This is a genomic window from Paenibacillus sp. J22R67, from assembly GCF_059692175.1.
The window spans coordinates 640,297-660,575 of the sequence record NZ_JCAUAX010000002.1 but is presented as its reverse complement, the minus strand read 5'-3'; the positions used below and the strand labels follow the sequence as shown (position 1 = coordinate 660,575).

The 20,279-nt window shown below is 42.9% G+C and carries 20 protein-coding genes; all 20 read left to right on the top strand.

Features of this window, described 5'->3' with window-relative positions:
• The first annotated feature begins 1 nt into the window (after window position 1).
• The 20 genes from AC58VC_RS09075 to nusA all read left to right on the top strand — a co-directional run bounded on the left by AC58VC_RS09075 (window position 2) and on the right by nusA (window position 20,259).
• Window positions 2-589 (top strand): chemotaxis protein CheC, encoded by a 588-nt coding sequence (locus AC58VC_RS09075; protein WP_497369005.1) that lies wholly within the window; start codon window positions 2-4, stop codon window positions 587-589.
• Window positions 586-1,080: a chemotaxis protein CheD gene (locus AC58VC_RS09070; protein WP_497368491.1), complete on the top strand. Its 495-nt coding sequence runs from the start codon at window positions 586-588 to the stop codon at window positions 1,078-1,080. The genes AC58VC_RS09075 and AC58VC_RS09070 overlap by 4 nt, the downstream gene beginning before the upstream one ends.
• Complete coding sequence (locus AC58VC_RS09065) at window positions 1,080-1,514, top strand: hypothetical protein (RefSeq protein ID WP_497368490.1); 435 nt, start codon at window positions 1,080-1,082, stop codon at window positions 1,512-1,514. Before AC58VC_RS09070 ends, AC58VC_RS09065 begins: the two co-directional genes overlap by 1 nt.
• Window positions 1,515-1,533: 19 nt before the next feature.
• Entirely contained in the window at window positions 1,534-2,322 is a 789-nt protein-coding gene (locus AC58VC_RS09060) for a FliA/WhiG family RNA polymerase sigma factor (protein ID WP_161405829.1), read from the top strand.
• 33 nt (window positions 2,323-2,355) lie between these two features.
• Window positions 2,356-3,765: a flagellar assembly protein A gene (locus AC58VC_RS09055; protein ID WP_497368489.1), complete on the top strand. Its 1,410-nt coding sequence runs from the start codon at window positions 2,356-2,358 to the stop codon at window positions 3,763-3,765.
• 19 nt (window positions 3,766-3,784) lie between these two features.
• Window positions 3,785-4,108 carry a hypothetical protein gene (locus AC58VC_RS09050; RefSeq protein ID WP_497368488.1) on the top strand — a complete coding sequence of 108 codons (324 nt, stop codon included), beginning with the start codon at window positions 3,785-3,787 and terminating at the stop codon, window positions 4,106-4,108.
• A gap of 42 nt (window positions 4,109-4,150) precedes the next feature.
• Window positions 4,151-4,711: a hypothetical protein gene (locus AC58VC_RS09045; protein ID WP_497369004.1), complete on the top strand. Its 561-nt coding sequence runs from the start codon at window positions 4,151-4,153 to the stop codon at window positions 4,709-4,711.
• Window positions 4,704-5,213 (top strand): hypothetical protein, encoded by a 510-nt coding sequence (locus tag AC58VC_RS09040; protein WP_497368487.1) that lies wholly within the window; start codon window positions 4,704-4,706, stop codon window positions 5,211-5,213. Before AC58VC_RS09045 ends, AC58VC_RS09040 begins: the two co-directional genes overlap by 8 nt.
• 235 nt (window positions 5,214-5,448) lie before the next feature.
• The gene (rpsB, locus tag AC58VC_RS09035) at window positions 5,449-6,147 is read left to right on the top strand and encodes a 30S ribosomal protein S2 (RefSeq protein ID WP_145656420.1); all 699 of its coding nucleotides are present in this window, start codon (window positions 5,449-5,451) and stop codon (window positions 6,145-6,147) included.
• 107 nt (window positions 6,148-6,254) lie between these two features.
• A complete protein-coding gene (gene tsf, locus AC58VC_RS09030) occupies window positions 6,255-6,905 on the top strand; it encodes a translation elongation factor Ts (RefSeq protein WP_029195234.1) in 651 nt (216 codons plus the stop codon).
• Between the two features lie 87 nt (window positions 6,906-6,992).
• Window positions 6,993-7,718, top strand: a complete 726-nt coding sequence (gene pyrH, locus AC58VC_RS09025; protein ID WP_145656416.1) for a UMP kinase — start codon at window positions 6,993-6,995, stop codon at window positions 7,716-7,718.
• Between the two features lie 3 nt (window positions 7,719-7,721).
• The gene (frr, locus tag AC58VC_RS09020; RefSeq protein WP_157321196.1) at window positions 7,722-8,276 is read left to right on the top strand and encodes a ribosome recycling factor; all 555 of its coding nucleotides are present in this window, start codon (window positions 7,722-7,724) and stop codon (window positions 8,274-8,276) included.
• Window positions 8,277-8,370: 94 nt separating this feature from the next.
• Window positions 8,371-9,114: an undecaprenyl pyrophosphate synthase gene (gene uppS, locus AC58VC_RS09015; RefSeq protein WP_497369003.1), complete on the top strand. Its 744-nt coding sequence runs from the start codon at window positions 8,371-8,373 to the stop codon at window positions 9,112-9,114.
• 84 nt (window positions 9,115-9,198) lie between these two features.
• Complete coding sequence (locus AC58VC_RS09010; protein ID WP_497368486.1) at window positions 9,199-9,993, top strand: phosphatidate cytidylyltransferase; 795 nt, start codon at window positions 9,199-9,201, stop codon at window positions 9,991-9,993.
• Window positions 9,994-10,017: 24 nt separating this feature from the next.
• A complete protein-coding gene (locus AC58VC_RS09005; protein ID WP_497368485.1) occupies window positions 10,018-11,163 on the top strand; it encodes a 1-deoxy-D-xylulose-5-phosphate reductoisomerase in 1,146 nt (381 codons plus the stop codon).
• Window positions 11,164-11,335: 172 nt separating this feature from the next.
• Complete coding sequence (rseP, locus tag AC58VC_RS09000) at window positions 11,336-12,595, top strand: RIP metalloprotease RseP (protein ID WP_497368484.1); 1,260 nt, start codon at window positions 11,336-11,338, stop codon at window positions 12,593-12,595.
• Window positions 12,596-12,617: 22 nt separating this feature from the next.
• Window positions 12,618-14,066, top strand: a complete 1,449-nt coding sequence (gene proS, locus AC58VC_RS08995) for a proline--tRNA ligase (protein WP_497368483.1) — start codon at window positions 12,618-12,620, stop codon at window positions 14,064-14,066.
• A gap of 68 nt (window positions 14,067-14,134) precedes the next feature.
• Window positions 14,135-18,442: a PolC-type DNA polymerase III gene (locus AC58VC_RS08990; protein WP_497368482.1), complete on the top strand. Its 4,308-nt coding sequence runs from the start codon at window positions 14,135-14,137 to the stop codon at window positions 18,440-18,442.
• 218 nt (window positions 18,443-18,660) lie between these two features.
• Window positions 18,661-19,125 carry a ribosome maturation factor RimP gene (gene rimP / locus AC58VC_RS08985; protein WP_328803399.1) on the top strand — a complete coding sequence of 155 codons (465 nt, stop codon included), beginning with the start codon at window positions 18,661-18,663 and terminating at the stop codon, window positions 19,123-19,125.
• 36 nt (window positions 19,126-19,161) lie between these two features.
• The gene (gene nusA / locus AC58VC_RS08980) at window positions 19,162-20,259 is read left to right on the top strand and encodes a transcription termination factor NusA (RefSeq protein ID WP_497368481.1); all 1,098 of its coding nucleotides are present in this window, start codon (window positions 19,162-19,164) and stop codon (window positions 20,257-20,259) included.
• Window positions 20,260-20,279: the final 20 nt, after the last annotated feature.

The following is a 20,279-nucleotide window of genomic DNA, read 5'->3' as shown; positions in this document are numbered from 1 at the left end:
AATGGATGTTCTGAAGGAAGTTGGTAATATAGGCGCGGGGCATGCTGCTACCGCCCTATCTACGCTATTGGATAAACCGATCGATATGCTTGTACCCAAAGTCAGGATGCTTCCTTTTGAAGAAATTTGTGATAGTGTTGGCGGGGCTGAAACGGTTGTTCTTGCCATTTTCTTACGAGTAGAAGGAGACGCTCCGGGAAATATGTTCTTTATTCTCAATTTGGATGCCGCCAAGAATATATTGCGGGATCTGATTGGTTTGAACATTGAAGATCAAGAAGAGTATTCGGAGCTAGAGTTATCGGCTTTAAACGAAATAGGCAACATTCTTGCAGGTTCCTATCTTTCTTCTCTTGCTGATTTTACTAACCTGAACATGCAACCCACAGTACCAGCATTAGCGATGGATATGGCAGGTGCCATATTAAGTTATGGTTTATTGCAATTTGGTCAAATGGGCGATCAGGCACTCCTCATCGATACCAAATTTTTGGAAGGGGAAAATGAAGTACAGGGACATTTCTTCCTAATTCCTGATCCGGAATCGTTTGGCAAAATATTTTCGGCATTAGGAGTAGATTCTTCATGACTCAGGATAATTTGATTAAAGTTGGCATGGCTGACTTGAATGTTGCTCACCTTACTGGTGTGTTGAAAACAACAGGTTTAGGATCATGTGTAGGGGTTACGCTTTATGACAGCCGCGTGAAAGTAGCTGGTATGGCACATGTCATGCTACCATCCTCTGAAATTGCCCGCGAAGGTTCCTTGAACATTGCGAAATACGCGGATACCGCAATACCTGAGTTAATTTCCAGAATGGAGCAGCTCGGGGCCAGTATCAGTAAGCTTGAAGCAAAGCTTGCCGGCGGCGCACAAATGTTTGCATTTGCTGGAAATAATGATACGATGAGAATTGGTCCGAGAAATGTTGAATCTTGTAAAGAAATGTTGAATAAATACAGAATTCCAATTCGAGCAGAGGATACTGGAGCCAATTACGGTCGAACGATAGAATTTAATAGTGAAACTGGTATTCTAGTAATTCGAAGCGTCCAATTAGGAGTGAAAGAAATTTAATGATGATTGGTACCATTCGGATAAATTTCATTGTGGCAGGTTTGGCAGGTTTATTTACTTTTGGTCTATCAATTGGCAATAATTTATTGTTAACTTCCTGTCTGAAATGCATGTATAGTTTTGTTATTTTATTTATTCTTACTTTTGGTTTTCGATGGGTGTTAGGCCTGATGATTGGGGCTGAACATGCAGCAAGCCACTCCCAAGATGCGAATATGACGTCAGATTCATCGGTTGGTCAAACTTTGGATTTGACGACTCCAGAAGAAGATGAGGAAACACGTGAATTGTTGAAAGCCAATTTAGGCAATAATCATGCGCCGTCATCAGCTGACATGCAATTTTCACCACTGAATCCACCTAAGTTAGTCACCAAGAATAATCTGGACCCTGAACAACTGGCTGGTGCCCTAAGGCGAATGTCAGAAGACTAAGGATGGTGAAACGTAAATCATGATCGAACAAAAGCAATCACAACTAGCGAATTTCGACTTATGGAAGCAGTGGAAAGAAGAAGGCTGGGTTCCCGCTAAGCAGGCATTGATTGAGAGTTACTTGCCTTTAGTCGATTATGTTTCTGGACGTCTAGCCATTGGACTACCCAAAAGCGTCTCGAAAGAGGACCTGTCCAGCTATGGCGTGATGGGTCTTATTGATGCCGTGGAGAAATTTGATTATGCCCGCGGATTACAATTTGAAACTTATGCATCCTGGCGAATCCGTGGCTCTATCATCGATGGTCTAAGGCAAGGAGATTGGGTTCCGCGCTCTGTTAGAGAAAAGGCCAAAAAGGTTGAAGATGCCTACCAGAAACTTGAACAACAGTATCTTCGTTCTGTGACAGATGCCGAGATCAGCGCATACTTGCAGGTCAGCGAGCAAGATTTCCAACAGATGCTTCAAGATATTTCTATTACGACGGTGTGTTCGATTGATGATCCAATTCGGGAAGAAGATTCGGAAACGCGGCTTTCCTTACTTGTTGATGAAAAAGCTAAAAATCCAGAGTTTCAAGTGAACGAGTTTTATCTCAAAGAATCGTTGGCCAAAGCTATTGAACGCTTAACGGAGAAGGAACGGACCGTGGTTTCGTTATTTTATTTCGAGGAACTCTCGTTAAGTGAAATAGCTGAAGTTATGAGCCTATCTCCTTCACGCATTTCGCAACTACATTCAAAAGCGATTCTTCGTCTAAAGGGTGTACTTAGCCGATTTAAGAATCAGCTATTTCAAGATACTTAATATAAACTTGCTAAAGTTGAAGGGTGGAATTCCATGCTTGAGAGGAACATGCCTTTAGATTTTTACATCAGTATTTCCATCTCGGATGATAAATTGTCAGCATTTTTACTTATTAATAATATAGATGACACTTTAAAAGTAACAGCTGCTCAATTAGAAGAATTAGCTCAGAAAAACCGGATTGTCCATGGATTGAATCGACCATTGCTAGCTCAAATAGCTGCAGATCCTAAATCTTTTTATCAACAAAAGCTAGTTATCGCTGCCGGGACGAAGGCAGAACTAGGTGCTAACGGTTATATTTCATATATTTTTGATTTTGATGAGAATGACAAAAAACCTCAAGAGCTGGATGACGGCAGGGTAAATTATAAAGAAGTGGTATCCCTACATAATGTAAAAAAAGGACAGCTTATTGGGCAGCGATTTTTGGCTACCGAGGGCACTCCGGGACGTGCTGTAACCGGTGAGACGATTTTTACCAAAGCTGGGAAAGAAGCTCGTTTCAAAATTGGAAAGAATGTTATTGCAGACGCCGAGCAAAAGGGGCTATATGCCTTGATTGATGGGATGGTTGTCAAAACAGATCGAGACAAGATTAACGTATTTCCTGTCTATGAAGTCAATGGAGATGTGGATTATCATGTTGGAAACATTGATTTTATCGGTACTGTTGTTGTCCGGGGTAATGTTTTGCCTGGATTTAAAATCCGGGCTGCGGGCGATATACGCGTCACTGGAGGCGTAGAAGCTGCAGAGCTTGAAGCGGATGGCTCTATAGAGATAAACGCTGGCATCGTAGGTCAAAACAAGGCCTTTGTGAAGGCAGGTAAAAATGTAAAAAGCTCTTTTATTCAAGATGCGACCGTTGAAGTGTTAGGTGAATTGAAAGTTTCACAGAGCATTATGCATGCAACCATTCGAGCTGGCAAAGCAGTTAGCTGTAATGGAGCTAAGGGACTCATCGTAGGCGGTACGATACAAGCGGGTGAACGTGTGACTGCGCGTACAATCGGGAACTCCATGTCAACCACAACCGTCATTGAAGTTGGGGTATTACCTGAACTCCGCAATGAAATGATACATTTGCGTAATCAGCTGCGGATATTTATGGAGAATTTGGACAAAACAGACAAAGCTCTTTCACTGTTGGACGCATTAGCTGCTGCTGGACAACTTACTCCAGATAAACTAGCTATGCGAGTTAAGCTGAATCATACGAAAAAGCAAGGCATCGAGGAGCAAAATACGGTTAAGGAACGTATTCTTGAGATTGAAAAATCGTTAGAAGACTCCGAACAAGCGAAGGTTGAAGTTTTGTCGACCGTTTACGGTGGAACTAAGATTGTCATTGGTCGTTATACGAAATTCATCAAAGATCCTACTAACCGTATGACGTTCCGTTTGAACGACGGAGATATTTCAATGATTGCCTACGTGTGAGTGAAGGAGTGGGTAAGCGATGAGTTTTAAAGCCATCGATTTACAGTTCGCTGTACACAAAAATGATGAGGCGGGAATTCGTCAAAATCAATTGATGCAGAAACCTCGTCAAGATGAGACGATTTTAGAAAATCAGGCTGCTCAATCAACAGAAAAGGATCGACACCGAAGCAGTAAGCTTGAAGAAAGCGCTAGGGCTGATATCCAAGATCACGGTGGGCAGAAGCAGCAGATGGCTGAGAGGAAGTCAAAGAACAAGAAAACTTCGTCCTCAGCCCCTCCTGAACTTGACCATCAACCGAATCATCCGTACAAAGGGCATCATATTGATTTATCATTATAAGGCGTTTTCTCATTATATAGAAAAAGGTGAACATAAGTGGCTATGCAGCCGTGGATGTATATCGTGCTTTTAGGGCTGGTCTTGATTGTTTATGCGCGTTTTCTGCCTAAGGAACAAGTGGCAGCCTCTGGTAAGATGACTGTCGCTCAGGAGATCGAGGAAACGATAGAACACTTTGCCGCGGAGATGGATGAGCAGAATCAATCGCTACTTGACCTATTTTCGAAGACCAAACAAGATTATGAGGTCGAACTTGCCAAGCTGGCAGGTAGGTTGGAAACTTTGGAGAAGCAGAAGCTTGAACTGTCACAGGAGTTGACTAAAGTGCATGTCAATGATCAAGGGACTCTAATATCACTAGAGCAACACGCAGCCGCGGGAGAGTCTCAATTCATGAATTCTGCTTTGGTCGTAGAGCCACCTATTTTGGAGGAAGAGCCAGTTTATGCAGGTTTGAGTATGAAAAGCCGATATGCTGAGCTATTTTCTTTGCATGATCAAGGCAAAGGCGTGGAAGCTATCGCTAAGAAATTAGGGATGAATAAAGGTGAAGTTAGTTTGATCCTACAGCTTTCTAGGCAGGAGGAGCAGACCCGTGCTTAAAAATCGTTCGTATATTTTAGGTATTGGAACAGGGATCATTGTTGGGGCGTTGTTGTTGCAAATGATGTCCGTTCGGGCGAGTGCACCGGGCAAATCTGGTTTAGCTCTTGATGAAATGGATCCTCAGAAATTGAAAGAGGAAGCCACTAAGTATTACCAAGTTTTTGATTTAGGGACTAACATGTATACGCAAGCAGAGATGGACGCTACTGTTAAAAATAAGGTGAAAGAAGCAACGGACAAGCTAGCCGATGCTAAGCCTCAAGAGCAGCCTAAAGCAGAGACGGTTGTTAGAACGGTTATTTACGTGCAGCCTAGTCTTGATGCAACGACAGTTAGTGAGCTTCTTGTGAAATCTGGTCTTATTAGCGACCGCAAGGCATTTGCTACTGAGCTTGAAAAGCAAGGCGGGAACACCAAGTTGCAAGTTGGCTTTCACGTTTTTGAAGGGCCAATGGATATGCAAAAGGTTGTGTCGAATCTCATAACAACTCAGCAATAGACACTCAAATTGATCTTTATTTTGAGGTCTTTTTTTATTAAGACATCCCTATTTCATCACGAAAATACGTTATCGACAAAAGGTTGCATAGGGATTTGAGTTGTGGTATATTTATTCACGGTGTTAAAAACTCACGCCAGTCAATTTGTATATTGGTGCTTACTTAGGTAAGTTTTATGCAAAGATGCGACAGGCGGCGGATACCAAATAAACCATTTTAGAGGAGGGATTGGGGATGGCAGTTATCTCCATGAAACAGCTTTTAGAAGCTGGCGTACATTTCGGTCACCAAACACGTCGTTGGAACCCGAAAATGGACAAGTACATTTTCACAGAAAGAAACGGAATTTACATTATCGATCTACAAAAAACGGTTAAAAAAGTTGAGGAAGCTTACAACTTTGTTAAATCCGTATCTGAAGATAATGGTACAATCCTTTTCGTAGGAACAAAAAAACAAGCCCAAGATTCCGTTGCTGAAGAAGCAGAACGTTGCGGAATGTACTTCATCAACCAACGTTGGTTGGGTGGTACGCTTACTAACTTCCAAACCATTCAAAAACGTATTGACCGTTTGAAAACTCTTGAAAGATGGGAAGAGGACGGTACATTCGAAGTTCTACCTAAGAAAGAAGTTATCATTCTCCGTAAAGAGAAAGATCGTCTTGAGAAATTCTTGGGCGGAATCAAAAACATGAAATCCTTGCCTAGCGCACTATTCATTATCGATCCACGTAAAGAGCGTATTGCTGTTGCAGAAGCTCGTAAATTGGGTATCCCAATCGTTGGTATCGTTGATACGAACTGTGATCCGGACGAGATCGACTACGTGATCCCAGGTAACGATGATGCGATTCGTGCGGTTAAATTGCTTACAGCGAAAATTGCTGACGCAGTTATCGAAGCACACCAAGGCGAACAAACAACAGCTTAATTTATAGGAATGAGAAAAGGGTGGTTGGAAGGTGTAACAGCCTGTCACCACCCTTTTTTTAAAGCAAAGGCGTTACATATTAAACCACTAACGGGAGGTTTCTTTCAATGGCAGTTACAGCAGCACAAGTGAAAGAATTACGTGAAAAAACAGGCGCAGGAATGTTGGATTGCAAAAAAGCGCTTGAAGAAGCAAATGGTGATATCACAAAAGCTGGCGAATTGCTTCGCGAGAAAGGTCTTTCCGCGGCAGCTAACAAAGCAGGTCGTATCGCAACTGAAGGCGCAGTAGAATCTTACATCCACGCTGGAGGTAAAGTTGGTGTTCTTGTTGAGATCAACTGTGAAACTGACTTCGTAGGTAAAACAGAACAATTCAGAACTTTCTGTAGAGATATCGCTATGCACATCGCAGCGGCTAACCCAACTTATGTTCGTCGTGAAGAAGTGCCAACAGAAGCTTTGGAAAAAGAAAAAGAAATTCTTCGCAACCAAGCACTTAACGAAGGCAAACCTGAGAAAATCATTGACAAAATGGTTGAAGGACGTATCGGTAAATACTACGAAGAGTTCTGCTTGATGGAGCAACAATTCGTTAAAGATCCAGACAAAACGATCGACCAATTGTTGAACGAGAAAATCGCTGCTATCGGCGAAAACATCTCCATTCGTCGTTTCGTACGTTTTGGTCTTGGTGAAGGCCTTGAGAAAAAACAAGAAAACTTCGCAGAAGAAGTTATGTCCCAAGTTAAACTATAATAGCTACTTCAAAAAGATGGAACACTTGGTGTTCCTTCTTTTTTAGCCAATAAGTTTGTTCATGCATGGAAACGGAGGTTATACAAGTTGGGTCAACCTTTTTATAAAAGAATAGTGCTCAAATTGAGCGGCGAAGCTCTGGCAGGACAGCAAGGGTACGGCATTGATTCAGAAGTCATTACCTCCATCGCCCAGCAAGTGAAAGACGTAGTTGAATTAAACGTAGAAGTCGCTATCGTAGTAGGTGGCGGTAACATATGGCGTGGTATCGCAGGCAGTGAAAAAGGTATGGACCGTGCAACTGCGGACTATATGGGGATGCTTGCGACCGTTATGAATTCCTTGGCTCTACAGGATGCATTGGAAAATATTGAAGTGCCTACAAGAGTACAGTCATCCATTACAATGCAACAAGTGGCTGAGCCCTACATTCGCAGAAAAGCAATTCGTCACTTGGAAAAGTCGAGAGTTGTCATTTTCGCAGCGGGTACAGGGAATCCATACTTCTCTACTGATACGACAGCGGCTTTAAGAGCAGCTGAAATTGAAGCGGAAGTCATTCTCATGGCCAAAAATAAAGTGGATGGCGTATATTCAGCAGATCCATTCAAAGATCCAACAGCTAAGAAGTTTGAAACGTTGACCTATATGGAAGTTATCAGTAATAATTTAGGTGTCATGGACTCAACCGCATCTTCCCTATGTATGGATAACAACATCCCGTTAGTGGTGTTCAACATTACAGAAAAAGGGAATATTAAACGAGTGGTCCTTGGCGAGAAAATTGGGACTACAGTTAAAGGGAGTGTCTAATCGATGCCACAAGCAGTGAAAAAGAACGCAGAAGACCGGATGGATAAAGCCATCGGCGCACTTAAAAGAGACTTAACTTCGCTACGTGCTGGTCGTGCTACGCCTTCTTTATTGGATCGTATTCAAGTGGAATATTACGGAGCAATGACACCTGTGAATCAACTAGCGAATTTAACTACTCCTGATTCACGTACTTTGCTTATTCAACCATGGGACAAAAGCTCCATGTCTTCTATTGAGAAAGCAATCATGAAGTCTGATTTGGGCTTAACACCATCCAATGATGGTATCGTAATTCGAATTGTGATCCCGGCACTGACGGAAGAGCGTCGTACGGATCTTGTTAAAATGACCAAAAAATTCGGCGAAGAAGCCAAAGTGGCTATTCGTAATATTCGCCGCGATGCGAATGACGAGATCAAAAAGCTTGAAAAAGCAGGGATCTCGGAAGATGAATCCCGTAAGCATCAAGAAGATATCCAGAAGTTTACGGATAAATTCGTAGCTGAAGTTGAAAAAGTTTTGGCTGCTAAAGAAAAAGAAATCATGGAAGTATAAGATAGATATGCCCCCGGGTAGTCGCTGGGGGTTTTTCATCTTTCCCTAGTTGGGAGGAACAACTGTGCTCAAGCGATTTAAGCAATGGTTCGGAATGAAAGATCAGCAAGCATCTGCTGCTAGACCAGAAATTGAATTGGACAAAGTGCCAGCGCATGTCGCTATCATTATGGACGGAAATGGCCGCTGGGCAAAGCAAAGAGGTTTGCCACGCGTAGCCGGGCACCATTCCGGCATGAAGAATGTAAAGAAAATTACGATGGCAGCTAATGAGATCGGTGTTAAAGTATTGACGATGTATGCTTTTTCCACAGAAAATTGGAAGAGACCCAAGGAAGAAGTGGAGTTTTTGATGAAGCTTCCACAAGAGTTTTTTCCTTTGGAAATTGAAGAGCTAATCGAGAATAACGTCCGTATCCGGATGACGGGTTGGAAAGAAGGCTTGCCTGACTATACGTTAAACGCCATAGAAGGTGCTATCGAACGGACGAAAAATAATACAGGACTCATTTTGAACTTTGCCTTAAACTATGGTGGACGTAAAGAAATGATTGCTGGTGTGCAGGATATGATTCGTGATGTTCAAAGCGGCAAGCTGCAGACCGAAGAGCTGGACGAAACTCGTTTTTCATCGTATATGCTTACTTCAGATCTACCAGATCCCGATTTGTTAATTCGCACGAGCGGTGAGTTGAGACTTAGCAATTTTCTGTTGTGGCAATTGGCGTATTCAGAGCTTTGGTTTACTGATGCTTATTGGCCGGAATTCACAGAATCTTTATTTTTGCAGGCCATCGCTGAATACCAACGCCGTGGGAGAAGATACGGAGGACTGTAAGTGATCCTTTCGATTTCTCCTAAACGGTGACGGTTTTAACGAATTGCTGCCGGATTTGAAGTTGTTCATCTAGGAGGATTCAACTTGAAACAAAGGATCGTTACAGGGGTTATTGCTGGGCTTGTTTTTATTACGCTATTAGTATTAGGCGGTTACTGGTATGCAGGTTTAATCGTATTGCTTTCGATTCTTGGCTACCGGGAATATTTGCAGATGAATGGCTACATGAAGTATAAGTTAACAAGCGCTGTTGGATTAGTAGCACTGTTGTACGTTACAATTCCTTGGGAATTCGTTGGGATAACTTCTCCAATTTCCACAAGTGCGATCATTTGGTTTGCTATGTTCTTACTTTTATTTATAACTGTAGCTTCCAAAAATAAAATCACCATTGATCAGGTATCGGTCATTTTGTTAGGCGTTGTCTATATTGCTTTTGGCTTCTATTATATGATCGCGGCACGTTTGGCAGAGCACGGCTTGTTTTGGACAATCCTTGTTTTTGTTTGCATTTGGGCTTCGGATTCAGGTGCATATTTCGTTGGCTCCAAGCTGGGCAAAAACCTTCTATGGCCACAAATTAGCCCTAAGAAATCAATAGAAGGCGCAATTGGCGGCGTTGTTATCTCTATGATCGCGGCGTTCATATTTGCTTGGTTTGCCCCGGATTTACTGGGGTTTGGCAAAGCGTTGGCACTTGGTTTTATCATTGCTGTTGTTGGACAAGTAGGCGATTTGATTCAGTCAGCGTATAAGCGTGTTAAAGGAATTAAAGATACGGGAACATTGCTCCCCGGTCATGGCGGTGTGCTGGATCGGATGGATAGTTGGCTAATTGTGTTTCCTTTTGTTTATTTGATCGGAATAATACCTATGTAATTGTCATGGGCGAGGTGCTTAATCATGAAACGGATTGCCATTTTAGGTTCAACGGGGTCTATCGGTACACAAACGTTAGATATCGTTCAACATGCCCCAGAGAAATTTCAGGTCGAAGCTTTATCTGGTGGATATAATACAAAGTTATTGATTGAGCAAGTTAACCAGTTCAAACCGAAACTTGTCTCCGTTGCAACGAAAGAGTTAGCAGACGAAGTTCTGATGAACGTATCATCTGGCACGAAGGTTGTATATGGTGAAGAAGGACTTATTGAAGTAGCCGCAGCCACAGACGCTGATTTAGTTGTTACTGCTTTGGTTGGAAGTCAAGGTTTAAAACCTACACTTGCTGCAATAGATGCTGGGAAACACATCGGACTTGCGAACAAGGAAACTTTAGTGAGTGCGGGACACATCGTTACGGAAGCTGTACGTAAAAAAGGTGTCGTTGTACTGCCGATTGATAGCGAGCATTCAGCGATTTATCAATGTTTAAACGGTGAAAACAGATCGCAAGTTTCCAAAATAACGATAACAGCATCTGGCGGTTCCTTTCGCGATCGTACTCGCGCTGAGCTAGAGGGTGTTACCGTTGAACAAGCCTTACAGCATCCGAATTGGTCGATGGGCGCAAAGATTACAATCGATTCAGCCACGATGGTGAACAAAGGTTTTGAGGTCATTGAGGCACACTGGCTGTTCGATCTTTCTTATGATCAAATTGATGTTTTAATTCATCCGGAAAGTGTCATTCACTCCTACGTTGAATTTGTTGACAACAGCATCATTGCTCAGCTTGGCAACCCGGACATGCGTGTGCCAATTCAGTATGCCTTAACGTATCCTGACAGATACACGACGCCGACTAAGAGGCTTGATCTGGCTGCGATTGGTAAACTGCATTTCCGCGAGATGGATTATACAAGGTACCCTTGTTTACGGATGGCATATGAGAGTGGTAGACAAGGTGGAACGACACCGACGGTTTTCAATGCAGCCAATGAAATTGCTGTTGCTCGATTCCTCAAAGGGGAAATCACTTTTCTACAAATCGAGCAAGTCATTGAAGCAGCGTTACAGAAGCATGAGTCTTATTCCAATCCTGAGCTGGATCTCATTCATGAGCAGGATCAATGGGCTAGATCATTCGCGGAGTCTATTCAATTTTAATGTGTTAAGAGCTTAAGTCAGTGAGTATGGCTCGGCTCTTTTTTTCTCTGGTTACAGGTACGTCTAATTCATTCTCCCGACTCGTATACTGTGCTAAACGGGCATAGCTTGTATTCAGCGGTTCAATAATGGTAATCTAAGAACATGCTGTCCATGAAGGAGGAAATACGACTTGTCAGCCATAGAAGTTGGATTGAAGGTTATTTTGATGTTTTTCGTTCTTGTATCGATTCATGAATGGGGGCATTTTTACTTTGCAAAACGCGCAGGCATCTTAGTTAGAGAGTTTGCCATAGGTTTTGGACCCAAGATTTTCTCATATAAAAAAGGGGAAACTCGCTATACGCTTCGCTTGCTACCCATCGGTGGTTTTGTTCGTATGGCTGGAGAAGATCCGGAAATTGTTCAAGTGAACCCTGGACAAACCATTGCCATTAAATTAAATAAACAAAATGAAGTGTCCTCCCTTTTTCTCGATCAATTAGACCGTCGCTCCAATGTCATTTTGGGTGTTGTGGAACAAATCGATCTAGAAAGAACACTGCAAGTTTCACTCGATGTGGATGGAGAAAGAGTGACTTATCCCATTGACCGTGAAGCGTTGATGGTTACCAAAGGAGTCGAAACACAGATCGCGCCATACGATCGGCAATTCGGATCAAAAACTGTTGGTAAACGGGCGATTGCTATTGTAATGGGACCTGTGATGAACTTTCTATTAGCGATTGTGCTATTCCTGATCGTTGTCATCATGTCGGGTGTCTTTACGAATGTAAAGCTGGATTCCGTGCTGGCGGGTAAGGCCGGAGAGAAGGCAGGGTTGCAAAAGGGAGATATCATCATTTCGATTGATAACCAGCCAATTGGCGATGACCGCGAGAAGTTGGTGACGACGATTCAATCATCTGCAGGGAAGCCAATGACTTGGGTAATTGACCGCTCAGGAAACCCGCTGTCTCTACAGGTAACACCAGAAATGGAAGCCGGTGCTGGAAAATTAGGTGTTGTGATTTCAGGTGACAGGAGAACTGCTTCATTTACTGAAGTCTTAAGTGGAACTTATGAGCAAGTTGTTGGGACAACAATCGGAATCGTAACTGGTCTGCAGAAGCTAGTGATGCTGCAATTTAAACTCGATGATTTAGGTGGTCCGGTTAGAACAGCACAAGTGTCTGCCCAATTTGCCCAAATGGGAATAACTGTTTTTCTCTCGTGGATGGCTACATTAAGTTTATATCTTGGGATATTTAACTTGTTGCCGATCCCAGCTTTAGATGGAAGCAGACTATTGTTCATGGGACTAGAGGCGCTTCGCGGCAAGCCAATTGATCCGAACCGAGAGAGTATGGTTCACTTCGTTGGGTTTGCGCTGCTCATGCTGCTAATGGTGGCCGTAACGTATAATGATATTTTACGTTTAATTAAGGGATAGTTCTAATGATCTAGGAGGGTTTATGTCAAACGATAAGCAGTTTGTTAAAGAGATTACACCACAGGGGGAAGATTTCTCCCGTTGGTACATAGATGTGATCAAAAAAGCGGATCTGATGAGCTATTCTCCGGTTCGAGGCTGTATCGTGTTTAAGCCGGACGGCTACGAAATTTGGGAAAACATTCAACGCGAGTTGGACAGCAAATTCAAAGAGACCGGCCACAGGAATGCTTATTTCCCTCTATTTATCCCAGAAAGCTTTTTCCAGAAGGAAAAAGAGCATGTAGAGGGCTTTAATCCAGAGCTGCCGTGGGTGACAGAAGCAGGCGGGGAGAAGCTAGAAGAACGTTTGGCGATTCGCCCTACTTCCGAAACCATGATCGGACATATGTACTCCGAATGGATCAACTCCTATCGTGATCTGCCTTTGTTGATTAACCAATGGGCGAATGTGGTTCGTTGGGAGAAGCGTACTCTGCCTTTCCTGCGTACAACTGAATTCCTATGGCAAGAAGGCCATACGGCACATGAAGATGAGCAGGATGCACGCCGCGAAACCATGCAGATGTTAGAAGTGTATCGTCAATTTGCGGAAGATTTCTTGGCTATACCTGTTATCGTAGGTCAAAAGACACCTTCCGAGAAATTCGCTGGTGCAATTGATACTTTCTCGATTGAAGCGATGATGAAAGATGGAAAAGCAGTACAAGCGGGTACCTCTCACTACCTGGGTACGAATTTCGCAGTTGCCTTTGATATCAAATTCTTGGATCGCGAGAATCAACATCAATTTGCGCATACGACTTCATGGGGGGTAAGTACTCGTCTTATCGGAGCGCTGATCATGGTTCATGGAGATGACAGAGGTCTGGTTCTGCCGCCAAAAGTTGCTCCAACACAAGTTATCATGATTCCAATTGGTCCTCCAAAAACGCGGGATCAAGTTATCGCGCGAGTAGACGAGCTGTACGCTGATCTTAAAAAAGCAGGTGTCCGCGTGAAAGTGGACGATCGTGCTGATCAAAGCCCAGGCTGGAAATTCAATGAATACGAAATGCGCGGCGTCCCAATTCGCGTTGAATTGGGACCCCGCGATATGGAGAATGGACAAGTTGTTCTTGTATCTCGTGTAAGTGGAGAAAAGAGAATCGTGCAACAAGCGAATTTTGTCGAAGAAGTGCAAAATTTACTTGCTGAGATCCATCAGCAGATGTATGATAAAGCCAAGCAGTTCCGTGATGAGCATTACATTGCCGTGGATTCTATCGATGAATTCAAGACTTTCCTTGAAACAAAACGTGGTTTTGCTTTAGCTGGATGGTGCGGTTCTAACGCATGCGAGGAACAAGTGAAGCAAGAAACAGGTGCGACAAGTCGTAATATTCCTTTCACACCTACAGAAACGAAGGCAACATGTCTGGTTTGCGGCGATGCTGCTAAACATACGGTCGTATTTGGCCGCAGTTACTAATTACTACAATAAGGGCAAATGGAGGCAAGTCATCCATTGCCCTTCGTATTTTTATGGGGAGGCTGTTCATGAGTAATTTGGCTGATAAACGGAATCGCTTTGAGCTTTTGATGCAGCAAGCGGAGATTCCAGCCGATGTCGTGCGATCATTTTTTACGGAAGGCTATATCGATCAAGTAGAAATAAGTCGGAAGAATCGCGACTGGACTTTTTATTTGGTGAAAAATGAATTAGTGCCTCAGAACATTTACCGCTCTTTTTGTAAAATGATTCAAGAAAAATTCGCGCAAATTGCGAAGATTCGTTTTATTTGGAAGTTTGAAGGGGCGGAGCCGGCTGCTTTGGTAGATGAATACTGGAGCTTATTTATGGAATGGCTGCAGCGCGAAGTGCCTTCCATTAACGGCTGGATGGCTAAAGCCAAATTTGAAGTACAAGGGCAATCACTATCCCTCATTATGCTGGATGCGATCGGATTAGAGCTTGCCAAGAAGAAGAATATAGATGCATTCATTCGAGATTTTTTCCATAACTATTTCCAAACGGATTTAACGGTTAAATATGCGATCAGCGATTCTGCCGATGTAGAAACGGAATACGAGAAGTTTGCCAAACAGCGCGAGCAAAGTGAGAAGACGATTACACAAGAAATTATGATGTCGATTGATATGGAAGAAGAAGAGTCTTCATTACCGGATGATTTGAAGCTCGTCATTGGGTACGACATTAAGGAAGTACCGACTCCGCTGAAGGATATTAAAGAAGAAGAGAAGAAAATTACAGTGCAAGGAACTGTTTTCGGCTTAGATGTTAAGGAATTAAGAAACGGTAACACGTTGTATACTTTCAATTTGACGGATTTTACGGACTCCATGGCGATGAAGGTATTTGCAAAGTCCAAAGACGACGTGAAGATTATGAGTTTGCTTCAGAACGGAACATGGATCAGAGCTAGAGGTAAGGTTGAGTATGACCGATTCATGCAAATCCCTGAGCTCGTTATGATTCCAAATGATTTGACGGAAGTAATGGCGCCCAAGGATCGAATGGATGATGCGGCTGAGAAACGTGTAGAGTTCCATTTACATACTACGATGAGCACGATGGACGCTTTAACTCCAATTGATCAGTATGTGAAAATGGCTGCAAAATGGGGACATAAAGCCATTGCAGTCACGGACCACAGCAATATTCAATGTTTTCCTGATGCGGGCAAAGCCGCCAAAAAACACGGGATTAAAGTGATTTACGGCGTTGAAGCTAATGTTGTGAATGACTCTGTGCCCATCGTCATGAATGGCAGGGATATTGACTTGAAGCAGGCGACCTATGTTATTTTCGACGTTGAGACAACAGGTCTATCTGTCATAAATAACCGAATCATCGAGCTTGCCGGTGTTAAAATGCAAGATGGTAAGGAAATCGATCGTTTTGCAACGTTCATTAATCCGCATGAGAAAATTCCTTATAACATTCAACAATTAACGAATATTACAGATGATATGGTGGTTGGCGCGCCTGATATTGAGGAGGAGCTTCCAAAGTTTGTAGAATTTATTGGGGATTCCGTCCTTGTAGCACATAATGCGCGCTTCGATATGGGCTTCCTACAAGCCAATCTGAAGCGAATGGGCTTGCCTGATGTTACGAACTCTGTATTAGATACATTGGAACTGGCCAGATTCTTGTTCCCGTCCATGAAGAATCACCGATTGAACACTTTATCCGATAAATTTAAGGTTGGCCTAGATAACCATCACCGTGCGATTGATGACTCCATTGCATTGGGATTTGTGCTCTATCATTTAATTAATGAGGCTAATGATCGACAAATAACGAGTCTAGCCAAACTAAATGATTACGTGGGTAAAGATTTGTCGAATCAGCGACCTTTCCATTGCTGTGTTTATGCTCTAAACGCGGTTGGTAAAAAGAACTTATTTAAACTTATTTCTTTATCCCATACGACCTACTTGCAAAGAGGCGCTACGATACCGAAGAGCGTGTTAGTCGAGTTTAGAGAAGGGCTTCTCATTACGTCCGGTTGTGAAAAAGGGGAGTTCTTTGAGGCTGTTCTTAACAAAACGATCGAAGAGGCTGAACAAGTTTCAGAGTTCTATGATATTTTGGAAATCCAACCAGTAAGTTACAATATGCATCTCGTTGAAAAAGGGCTTGTTGGCAGTGTTGAGGATCTCGAAAATGCTGTACGCCGCGTTTGTGAAATCGGTTATAAAACAGGGAAACCAGTTATTGCAACAGGAAATGTTCATTACCTGCATCCTCGAGAGAAAGTTTGCCGTGACATCACCATTAACGGGATTACAGGCTTTAGCCCGCTTAAATCGATGAAGAAACCAGATGCTCACTTCCGTACCACGAAAGAAATGCTGGAAGAGTTTAAATTTCTGGGTGAAGAGAAGGCCTTAGAGGTTGTTGTGCGCAGCACGAATGAACTGGCTGACCGGTTCGAAGCGATCGAGCTCTTCCCTGATAAGCTGTTCACGCCAATCATTGAAGGCGCAGACGATGAAATTCGAGATACCTGTTACGCTACAGCGAAAAGTCTCTACGGCGAAGAACTCCCAGAGGTTATTGTGGCCCGGTTGGAAAAAGAACTTGTTCCAATCATTAAATTCGGCTTCTCTGCGAACTATTTGATCTCCGAACGACTGGTTAAAAAGTCTAATAAAGATGGCTACCTTGTCGGTTCAAGGGGATCTGTCGGATCTTCCGTAGTTGCCATGATGCTTGGTATTTCCGAGGTTAATCCGCTGCCCCCGCATTATATTTGTGCCTCATGTCAGCATAGTGAGTGGTTCCTGGACGGTAGTGTTCCGAGCGGATTCGATCTCCCGAACAAGGTATGCCCGGATTGTGGCGGAAATCTTAAAGGTGACGGACATGATATTCCCTTTGAAACATTCCTAGGCTTCAAAGGAGATAAGGTTCCCGATATCGATTTGAACTTCTCAGGTGAATATCAGCCGATTGCCCATAATTACACGAAAGAAATTTTCGGAGAGAAATGTGTTTTTCGTGCGGGTACCATTGGCACAGTTGCGGAGAAGACGGCTTTCGGTTTCGTGAAAAAATATGAAGAAGAGCAAGGACAGAAATGGCGGGGCGCTGAGTTGAATCGGTTAGCTGCAGGTTGCACGGGAGTTAAGCGTAGTACGGGGCAGCATCCTGGTGGTATTGTTGTAGTTCCTGATTATATGGAAGTTGATGATATTACACCTGTTCAATTTCCTGCAGATGATAAGAATTCAGAGTGGAAAACAACCCATTTTGACTATCACGCATTTGATGCCAATTTGCTCAAACTAGATATTCTCGGACACGACGATCCGACGATGATGAGGATGCTGCAGGATTTGACGGGGATTGATCCGACGAGTATTCCAATGAATGATCCGAAAGCAATGAGTATTTTTAACTCAACAGGAGCACTTAATGTAACTCCGGATCAGATTCGTTCCCCAGTTGCTACTTATGGAGTTCCAGAAATGGGAACTAAATTTGTGCGTCAGATGCTTCAGGAGACCCAACCGACCTCGTTTGCCGATTTACTGCAAATTTCTGGTTTGTCTCACGGAACGGGCGTTTGGTTAGGTAACGCTCAAGAGCTGATTAAAAAGGGAATATGCAATATTAAGACCGTTATTGGCTGTCGGGATGATATCATGCTATTCTTAATTTATAAAGCAGGCATGGATGCGGGATTAGCGTTTAAAATTACAGAGAGTGTGCGTAAAGGTAAAGGTCTCACGGATGAATGGAAAGAGGAGATGAAACGCTGTAATGTGCCAGCGTGGTATATTGAATCTTGTGAACGGATTGAATATATGTTTCCAAAAGCGCATGCTGCTGCTTACGTTATTTCTGCTGTTCGTACAGCATTCTTCAAGGTTTATCATCCAATTGCTTACTACGCCACATACTTTAGTGTTCGTGCGGCTGACTTCGATCTCGAATTGTTGTGCCAAGGGTATGACGCTATTTTGAAACGATTGATTGAAATTGAAGAAAAGGGTTTTCAGGCGCTTCCCAAAGAAAAAGCCATGGTCTCCATTCTGGAGATGTCGCTTGAGATGACGTCTCGTGGCTTCAGCTTCAAGCCAATTGATATCTATCGTTCGGATGCGACACGATTTACAATTGATGGCAACTCACTGATTCCTCCATTTGCTGCGATGTCAGGTATTGGGGAGAACGCAGCGAAGAATATTGCAGCTGCCAAAGACGAGGGAGATTTCCTTTCTATCGAGGATTTCCAGAATCGTTCTAAAGCTTCCAAAACTGTCATCGAGCTATTAACGTCGATGGGATGTTTCCGAGGTATGCCGGAATCTAATCAGTTGTCACTTTTCTAGATTTCATTGCGTAGCTCAGTTGAGAAATAAGCTGTCAAGTGAAAATCATTAACAAGTTTGCTATTGTAATGCAAAGATTGGTTATGGTATAATTTTTATTGGCAATAATGAGGATATCATCTTGTGATTAAAGAGTGGGGAAACCCACTCTTTACATTTTGATATAGGACTTTTCGGGTTATGACTGGGGAAAGTCAATTTAGGAGGTACATTTATCTGTGGTTACACAAGCACACATCAAATCCGTCATTGAGGACATGCTGAAGGATTTCATTGAACAAAATGGATTTGAACTCGTGGATATTGAATATGTCAAAGAGGGCAGCAATTGGTTCCTTCGCGTCTACGCTGACAAAGAAGGCGGAATTGATATAGATGATTGCGGCCGTATCAGTGAATACCTTAGTGTTCAATTGGATGAGAAAGATCCGATTGCTGATGCTTATTTCTTGGAAGTTTCTTCACCAGGGGCTGAACGTCCATTGAAGAAGACGCAAGATTATTACAAGGCCGTGAACAGTCACGTATTTGTTACGACCTATGAGCAGATCGAGGACTCCAAGGAGTTCGAAGGATTATTGGTATCCTTTGACGAACAAGATCTCATCATTGAAATTGGGAAAAAGAAAGTTACTATTCCGTTCACTAAGGTAGCAAGCGCTCGTTTAGCTATCGTATTTTAGTGACCGTTACTTATTGAAGGGGGGGACTCAGTTCAAATGAACACGGATTTCATCGAAGCGCTGTCGGAAATTGAACGTGAGAAGGGTATCTCTAAAGAGTTACTTATCGATGCAATTGAAGCAGCGATGATTTCAAGTTATAAGCGTAATTTCAATACTGCGCAAAATGTGCGCGTAGATATCAATCGTCATACTGGTCTCATCAAGGTATTTGCACGCAAAGCCGTAACTGAGGAAGTACTCGATCCAAGATTGGAAATTTCGCTCCACGCTTCGCGTGAAATTAATCCTAATTATCAACTGGAAGATATTGTTGAAATTGAAGTTACGCCTCGCGATTTTGGTAGAATTGCTGCTCAAACAGCAAAACAGGTCGTAACGCAGCGTATTCGTGAAGCTGAGCGAGGATTGATTTACAATGCGTTTATTGACAAAGAGGAAGATATCGTTACGGGTATTCTTCAGCGTCAAGATCAACGCAACATTTATGTTGATCTAGGTAAAGTGGAGGCTGTGTTGCCTTTAACTGAACTCATGCCAACAGACAAGTTTAAACAAGGCGATCGGATCAAAGCGTATATCACCAAAGTGGAGAATACGACTAAGGGACCTCAAATCATTTTATCCCGTACACATCCTGGTTTGCTTAAACGTCTATTTGAACTCGAAGTGCCTGAAATTTTTGATGGTGTCGTCGAAATTCGTTCAGTGGCCCGTGAGGCAGGATTCCGTTCCAAAATCGCTGTTCACTCACGCAATGCTGAGGTTGACCCTGTAGGTTCCTGTGTTGGACCCAAAGGTTTACGTGTTCAAACGATTGTTACTGAGCTGCGCGGCGAGAAAATCGACATTGTTCGTTGGATGGAAAGCGTGGAAGAGTACGTGGCGAATGCGCTAAGCCCTTCCAAAGTTCTTGAAGTTCAAATTCATGAAAATGAAAAGATGGCACGCGTCATTGTTCCAGACTACCAACTATCATTAGCAATTGGTATCAAAGGGCAGAACGCTCGACTTGCTGCTAAATTGACGGGCTGGAAAATCGACATTAAGAGTGAAACACAAGCGGAACAAGAATTTGGCCGAGTGAAAACTTATACAGAAGAAATGCATCAAGATTCAGTCAGTATCGATTAAGTTTTTGTTTGGAAGCAAGG

Coding starts and splice junctions, on each gene's coding strand:
- AC58VC_RS09075 (WP_497369005.1), top strand. CDS start 2: ATGGATGTTCTGAAGGAAGTTGGTAATATAGGCGCGGGGCATGCTGCT.
- AC58VC_RS09070 (WP_497368491.1), top strand. CDS start 586: ATGACTCAGGATAATTTGATTAAAGTTGGCATGGCTGACTTGAATGTT.
- AC58VC_RS09065 (WP_497368490.1), top strand. CDS start 1,080: ATGATGATTGGTACCATTCGGATAAATTTCATTGTGGCAGGTTTGGCA.
- AC58VC_RS09060 (WP_161405829.1), top strand. CDS start 1,534: ATGATCGAACAAAAGCAATCACAACTAGCGAATTTCGACTTATGGAAG.
- AC58VC_RS09055 (WP_497368489.1), top strand. CDS start 2,356: ATGCTTGAGAGGAACATGCCTTTAGATTTTTACATCAGTATTTCCATC.
- AC58VC_RS09050 (WP_497368488.1), top strand. CDS start 3,785: ATGAGTTTTAAAGCCATCGATTTACAGTTCGCTGTACACAAAAATGAT.
- AC58VC_RS09045 (WP_497369004.1), top strand. CDS start 4,151: ATGCAGCCGTGGATGTATATCGTGCTTTTAGGGCTGGTCTTGATTGTT.
- rpsB (WP_145656420.1), top strand. CDS start 5,449: ATGGCAGTTATCTCCATGAAACAGCTTTTAGAAGCTGGCGTACATTTC.
- tsf (WP_029195234.1), top strand. CDS start 6,255: ATGGCAGTTACAGCAGCACAAGTGAAAGAATTACGTGAAAAAACAGGC.
- frr (WP_157321196.1), top strand. CDS start 7,722: ATGCCACAAGCAGTGAAAAAGAACGCAGAAGACCGGATGGATAAAGCC.
- uppS (WP_497369003.1), top strand. CDS start 8,371: ATGAAAGATCAGCAAGCATCTGCTGCTAGACCAGAAATTGAATTGGAC.
- AC58VC_RS09005 (WP_497368485.1), top strand. CDS start 10,018: ATGAAACGGATTGCCATTTTAGGTTCAACGGGGTCTATCGGTACACAA.
- proS (WP_497368483.1), top strand. CDS start 12,618: ATGTCAAACGATAAGCAGTTTGTTAAAGAGATTACACCACAGGGGGAA.
- AC58VC_RS08990 (WP_497368482.1), top strand. CDS start 14,135: ATGAGTAATTTGGCTGATAAACGGAATCGCTTTGAGCTTTTGATGCAG.
- nusA (WP_497368481.1), top strand. CDS start 19,162: ATGAACACGGATTTCATCGAAGCGCTGTCGGAAATTGAACGTGAGAAG.